At 41.3% G+C, this 6372-nt stretch carries 4 protein-coding genes and 8 tRNA genes; 1 reads left to right on the top strand and 11 read right to left on the bottom strand.

Going from position 1 to position 6372, the window contains the following annotated elements:
• Positions 1–297 precede the first annotated feature (297 nt).
• Positions 298–1716, top strand: a complete 1419-nt coding sequence (locus HHO47_RS16980; RefSeq protein ID WP_169021366.1) for an alanine/glycine:cation symporter family protein — start codon at positions 298–300, stop codon at positions 1714–1716.
• Positions 1717–2094: 378 nt separating this feature from the next.
• On the opposite strand, the gene HHO47_RS16975 is transcribed toward HHO47_RS16980, so the two are convergent.
• The 11 genes from HHO47_RS16975 to uvrY all read right to left on the bottom strand — a co-directional run bounded on the left by HHO47_RS16975 (position 2095) and on the right by uvrY (position 6301).
• Positions 2095–2181: transfer RNA gene (locus HHO47_RS16975), tRNA-Leu, on the bottom strand.
• A 43-nt stretch (positions 2182–2224) separates the two neighbouring features.
• Positions 2225–2298: transfer RNA gene (locus tag HHO47_RS16970), tRNA-Cys, on the bottom strand.
• Between the two features lie 19 nt (positions 2299–2317).
• Positions 2318–2393 (bottom strand) — tRNA-Gly (locus tag HHO47_RS16965).
• 48 nt (positions 2394–2441) lie between these two features.
• A tRNA-Leu gene (locus HHO47_RS16960) sits at positions 2442–2528 on the bottom strand.
• Positions 2529–2567: 39 nt separating this feature from the next.
• Positions 2568–2643: transfer RNA gene (locus HHO47_RS16955), tRNA-Gly, on the bottom strand.
• Between the two features lie 66 nt (positions 2644–2709).
• Positions 2710–2796 (bottom strand) — tRNA-Leu (locus tag HHO47_RS16950).
• Positions 2797–2833: 37 nt separating this feature from the next.
• Positions 2834–2907 (bottom strand) — tRNA-Cys (locus tag HHO47_RS16945).
• 30 nt (positions 2908–2937) lie between these two features.
• A tRNA-Gly gene (locus tag HHO47_RS16940) sits at positions 2938–3013 on the bottom strand.
• Between the two features lie 217 nt (positions 3014–3230).
• The gene (pgsA, locus tag HHO47_RS16935; RefSeq protein ID WP_169021365.1) at positions 3231–3776 is read right to left on the bottom strand and encodes a CDP-diacylglycerol--glycerol-3-phosphate 3-phosphatidyltransferase; all 546 of its coding nucleotides are present in this window, start codon (positions 3774–3776) and stop codon (positions 3231–3233) included.
• A 41-nt stretch (positions 3777–3817) separates the two neighbouring features.
• On the bottom strand, positions 3818–5641 hold the full coding sequence (gene uvrC / locus HHO47_RS16930) for an excinuclease ABC subunit UvrC (protein WP_169021364.1): 1824 nt from the start codon (positions 5639–5641) through the stop codon (positions 3818–3820).
• A 9-nt stretch (positions 5642–5650) separates the two neighbouring features.
• The gene (uvrY, locus tag HHO47_RS16925; protein ID WP_016707677.1) at positions 5651–6301 is read right to left on the bottom strand and encodes a UvrY/SirA/GacA family response regulator transcription factor; all 651 of its coding nucleotides are present in this window, start codon (positions 6299–6301) and stop codon (positions 5651–5653) included.
• Positions 6302–6372: the final 71 nt, after the last annotated feature.

Genomic DNA, 6372 nt, shown 5'->3' with positions numbered 1-6372 from the left:
ACTTAAAAGTTTTCAGAACTAAGTTTTACTCGACTCACTGAGTAGCTCGTGCCTCGCTAAGCGTTGCGCTCTGCCGTCTCAGTGGGGTCGCATTATAGGGAGAACAGATTTTAACGCAAGCGTTTTTATCATTAAATTCGCATTTATTTTAGACCACCAAGATACCCAAAAGAAAATCACACGTTACCCACAAAAGACTGTGGATAACTTTGTTTTTTTCATCGTTTAACTAAACTATCTGCTTTGCTTATGGTAAGTTGCCTGCTGTTTTTTAAACTCGTTCATTAGGCATATAACATGATAGATATAATAAATAGTATTAGTGGGCTGCTTTGGGGTCATATTCTCGTCTACCTATTAATAGCGGCAGGACTCTTTTTTACTATTAAACTCAAGTTCATTCAATTTGTTCAATTCCCCCACATGATTAAAGTCATGTTCAATTCTCGTCAGTGTGATAACAACGGTATTTCATCTTTTCAAGCTTTTTGTACTTCTCTAGCCGCCCGTGTTGGCACAGGTAATATGGCAGGTGTAGCAGTTGCGTTATATTTAGGTGGCGCTGGTGCAATTTTCTGGATGTGGCTAATTGCTTTAATCGGCATGGCAACCAGCTTTGCAGAGAGTACATTGGCTCAGGCATATAAAACACGCGATGAAGAAGGTAACTTTCGTGGTGGCCCTGCTTACTATATGGAATACGGACTTGGCAAACGCTGGATGGGTGTAGTGTTCTCACTGTGTTTAATTTTAGCCTTTGGTTTAGTTTTTAACGCCGTACAATCAAACTCTATCGCTGCAGCTTTTGAAGTTGCTTTCGGTATACCTAACTATATAGTAGGTATAGCACTTGTTATTGGCTCAGGCATCATTATATTCGGTGGCCTAAAAACAATTTCACGGTTTGCTGAATTAGCCGTACCATTTATGGCCGCCGCTTATCTTATCGTTGCACTGTATATATGCGCTGTAAATTACACTGAATTACCTGATGTATTTATGCATGTAATTAGAAGTGCCTTTGGTATTGAGCAAGCCGGCGCCGGTGCAATTGGTTATGGTGTAATGCAAGCGATGATCCAAGGGATCAAGCGCGGATTATTCTCAAACGAAGCGGGGATGGGTAGCGCAGCTAACGCTGCGGCAACCGCGACACCAAACCCACCTCATCCTGCTTCTCAGGGTTATGTACAAATGTTAGGTGTATTTGTAGATACCATTGTTATTTGTACTGCAACAGCTGCTCTTATTTTATTATCAGAACAATTAGTACCAGGCTCTGATGTAACAGGGATAGCGCTAACGCAAGCAGCACTTGAAGAGCATGTAGGTAGCTGGGGCGCGATATTTGTTGCAATCGCTATACTGTTTTTCGCTTTTACGTCTATTGTGGCTAACTACTCTTATGCTGAAACGAACTTATTATTCTTAGAGCATAACCATGCATCTGGCATGTTGATCTTTAGACTATTAGTATTAAGTATGGTGATGTTTGGAACCCTTGGTGAATTACCACTAGTTTGGACATTAGCAGATGTTTCTATGGGCTTAATGGCAATCGTCAACGTAATAGCATTATTTATGCTTTCTGGCGTTGTGGTATGGCTTGCCAAAGATTATAACGCTCAACGACGTGCAGGAAAGTTACCGACGTTTGATCCAAGCAAGAACGACAAGCTCAATAAAACCATTCCAAAGGGTATTTGGCATAAGTAATTATGCTTAAAATACTTTAAGTAAAAAACCCGAAACAACGATTGTCGTTTCGGGTTTTTTATTGTTTTAGTCTCGTATGACTATTATTAATAACAGCACTCATCTCATATGCTCCTGTTAAATAGATTAGTGTCATTTAGTACCCCTTCACTGTCTATTAGTAATTATCTAAACAGTTCAAGCACAACGCTTTTAATAAGCGTATTGGCTTTGTAATGGAGTTAATGCTGACACTTAGAGCCTACTTTGGTTTATACATATACTAAGCACAGCCTCTGATAGTGGTAAAATCAAAGTGATTTATCGCTCAGAAAGGATGATAGTGAATTTGTATACTAGAAGAAACTTAATAACAAGGTAACTATAGGATAGAATAAGTGGTGCCCGAGGCCGGACTTGAACCGGCACGACTTGTTAGTCGAGGGATTTTAAATCCCTTGTGTCTACCAATTCCACCACTCGGGCATCGAGTTTGCTAATTAAAGCGTGTGGAGTAAATTATTGGAGTTGGAGGCGGAACCCGGAGTCGAACCGGGGTAAACGGATTTGCAATCCGGTGCATGGCCACTCTGCCATTCCGCCTAAATATTTCCAAATAATTTGGAGCGGTACACGAGGCTCGAACTCGTGACCTCGACCTTGGCAAGGTCGCGCTCTACCAACTGAGCTAGTACCGCAAAATATTGTTTATAAACTCTAAATCACCTTGGTAAAGTAATTTAAAGTGGTGCCCGAGGCCGGACTTGAACCGGCACGACTTGTTAGTCGAGGGATTTTAAATCCCTTGTGTCTACCAATTCCACCACTCGGGCATCGAGTTTGCTATTTAAAGCAAGTGGATAAAACTAATATGGAGCGGCACACGAGGCTCGAACTCGTGACCTCGACCTTGGCAAGGTCGCGCTCTACCAACTGAGCTAGTGCCGCATCATATTAATTCTAATTACTAAATTTTTAAAAGTTACATTTGGTATATGCAACTAAACCACAAAGTGGTGCCCGAGGCCGGACTTGAACCGGCACGACTTGTTAGTCGAGGGATTTTAAATCCCTTGTGTCTACCAATTCCACCACTCGGGCATCGAGTTTGCTATTTAAAGCGTGTGGAGTGTTTAAATGGAGGCGGAACCCGGAGTCGAACCGAGGTAGACGGATTTGCAATCCGGTGCATGGCCACTCTGCCATTCCGCCCCAACATCTGGGTTAGCCTTTGAGATAAACTGGAGCGGCACACGAGGCTCGAACTCGTGACCTCGACCTTGGCAAGGTCGCGCTCTACCAACTGAGCTAGTGCCGCTTAATACTTGCAAGTTGTTAGTATGTCACTGTGCGACTATGCCGCAGTAGAACATTCTAACTACTCACCTAGTGTTACTTGGTTTATCTAGAGGGCTATGCCCTCTCAACACGGACGCATTCTACAGAGATTATTAAACGCGTCAATACAAAAAATGCTAGTTTTGAACTGTTTGATTATTTTTTATCTAAAATGGTGCGTTATTATACGTTTAGACTCAATTTTTAGTCAATTCAGACCATGCTGCTATCAAGTATTGCAGCATAGAAGTAACCGTTAAGAAGGTTGCAATGTATAATAAGGCGTAACTTAAATACATCATCCAGCTATCGTACTGCCAAATGAGTCCAATAATAGCTAACATTTGCGCAGCTGTTTTGAATTTACCCATACTAGATACGGCCACATTACCGCGTTTGCCTTGTTCAGCCATCCATTCTCTAAGTGCTGAAATAACAATTTCTCTACTTATTATAATTAAAGCTGGGATCGTCATATACATTGATTGATAATAACTCGCCAATGCAACCAATGCCGTACACACCATTACTTTATCAGCAACAGGGTCTAAGAATGCACCAAAAGGCGTTGATTGCTCAAGCTTGCGCGCCAAATAGCCATCGAGAATATCAGTGATTGATGCTAGCCAAAAAATAAAAGCGGCAGCAAAGAAAGCCCATGAGTAAGGCAAGTAAAATACCACCAAGAAAATGGGGATAAGAAAAAGTCTAAATGTTGTGATTGTGTTTGGAATATTCCACATAACTACTTGAGGATGTCTTTTTTTTATATTCGCATGAAGGGCTAGCCTTTGTCATGCAAATGGTTAAATATCTTCTCAGCCATGTCAGAGCTGATCCCGGGTACTTGCTTTAATTGGTCTATATTAGCAGCTTTTACTCCTTGCATGCCCCCTAAAAATTTTAATAATGTTTGACGTCGCGTAGAACCAACTCCGCTGATCTCTTCTAATAATGATTGTGTCCGCTGTTTTTGGCGCTTATTACGATGCCCAGCAATGGCAAAGCGATGTGATTCATCGCGAATATGTTGGATCAAATGTAGCGCCGGTGCATCCGAATCCATTGGAATTGTTTTCCGACCTCCATCAATTAACAGCGTTTCAAGCCCAGGTTTTCGGCTGGTGCCTTTTGCTACACCAACTAGTAATGGCATTTTTGCATGTGGCCAAGTAGCAAAGTATTGCTCAGCCCGCGATAATTGCCCCTTACCACCATCGATAAAAATAACATCTGGAATTTTATCTTCATCTACTAACTTGTTGTAACGCTTGTTTAATGCAAACTCCATAGCAGCGTAATCATCACCACCGGTGATCCCTGTCACATTAAAACGTCGATATTCTTTATTGTTAGGGCCTTGCGAATCAAATACCACACAACTGGCCACGGTGTTTTCTCCCATGGTATGGCTGATATCAAAACATTCCATACGATTAATATCATCGAGCCCTAACGTCGCTTTGAGTTGTGCGTAGCGCTTATTAATCGAATCCTGGGTACTTTGCTTAACCGTAATACTATTAAGCGCATTCTTATTAGCAAGTTGTAAGTATTGTGCGCGCTCACCACGTGTAACAGTTTTTAAAGTGACTTTGCGTTCACTCACTTGGCTTAATGCTTCACTGAGTACATCAACTTCATCAAGTGCAAATGGCAAAATCACTTCTTTAGCAATGCGCCCAGTTGCACCTGGGGCTAAATAATATTGCCCAAGAAATGAAGCGAGTATTTCTTGTTGCTGTGAATCTTTCGGTACTTTTGGAAAATAGGTTTTGCTACCGAGTACTTTATGATCGCGGATCATCAACAAATGAATGCCATTAAGCCCATTTAAATGAGCAAAACCCACAACATCCATTTCGGCATAATTACCTGATATTGATTGTTGCTCTTGCATTTTACGTAGCAGCATTATTTGATCGCGTATTTTAGCCGCCAGTTCAAATTGCAAAGCGTGGCTCGCAGCTTCCATTTTAGAGATCAACGCGGCGATGACTTCATGAGATTTACCAGCTAGAAACTTGCGCACAAAATCTACTTGCTGGCTATATTCATCATCAGTAACCTCGCCAACGCACGGTGCTGAGCAACGCTTTAATTGAAATTGCAAACAAGGTCGGCTGCGAACGCGATAATACGCATCTTCACATTGACGAACAGGAAATATTTTCTGCATTAACCGCAAACTTTCAGAGACAGCGCCAGCACTTGGAAATGGACCAAAGTACTCGCCTTTCACTTTGCGACCACCGCGATGAAATGCAAGTCTTGGATGTTTGTGAGCAGTTAATAAAATATACGGATAGGATTTATCATCACGCAGTAAAATGTTGTAACGTGGCTGATATTTTTTTATTAAGTTATTTTCTAGCAGTAAAGCTTCGGTTTCAGTATTGGTTAAAGTGATATCAATATCACTAATGTTACTGACTAAAGCACGGGTTTTGCCATCCGTAACATTGCTACGAAAATAGCTACTGACACGCTTTTTAAGATTTTTCGCTTTACCAACATAAATAACTTTATCATCACTATCAAGCATCCAATAAACGCCAGGCTCGCTTGATAGTGTTTTTAAGAAATGGGCGTGATCAAATTCTGCCATGGGGTAACACTAGTGAGCGCTGTCGATGTCGATCATCTTATGACGAATAGCCAAATGAGTTAGTTCAACATCACCACCCACATTCAACTTTTCAAACATTCTATAGCGATAACTATTCACTGTTTTAGAACTTAAATTAAGGCGTTCGGCAATGTCCTGCACCTTTTCACCTTTAGTGATCATTAGCATGATCTGTAATTCACGTTCAGATAAACTCTGAAATGGACTTTCGTCAGTACGACCCGTCACCTGCGCGAGGGCAATTTGTTGCGCTATTTCTGGTGCAATGTAACGTTGTCCTGCATTTACTGCACGAATTGCATTCACCATTTCATCAGAGCCCGCCCCTTTGGTTAAGTAACCATGAGCGCCAATTTGCATCACTTTACTTGGGAATGGGTCTTCACAATGTACAGTTAACACTATAATTTTCACATCAGGGCAATAGCGACAAATTTTCTTGGTCGCTTCTAATCCGCCAATACCTGGCATATTCATGTCCATTAGCACAATATCAGGAGAGTGCTGACGGCAAAATTGTACCGCTTCTTCACCTGTTTTAGCTTCACCAATTACTTTAAATCCACGAACATCATCTAAAATACGTTTGATACCCGTTCGTACGAGCTCATGGTCATCAACTAAAAGTACATTAATCAATGGGACACCCTCATATAACCTAACAGCATGTCAGTATGACTATTTAATTTGTCACACTAACACAGAAAATC

The sequence above is a fragment of the Pseudoalteromonas arctica genome (genome assembly GCF_012927645.1).
In the GTDB taxonomy this organism is placed as follows: domain Bacteria; phylum Pseudomonadota; class Gammaproteobacteria; order Enterobacterales; family Alteromonadaceae; genus Pseudoalteromonas; species Pseudoalteromonas arctica_A.
This window is presented reverse-complemented; position numbering and strand designations above follow the sequence as displayed.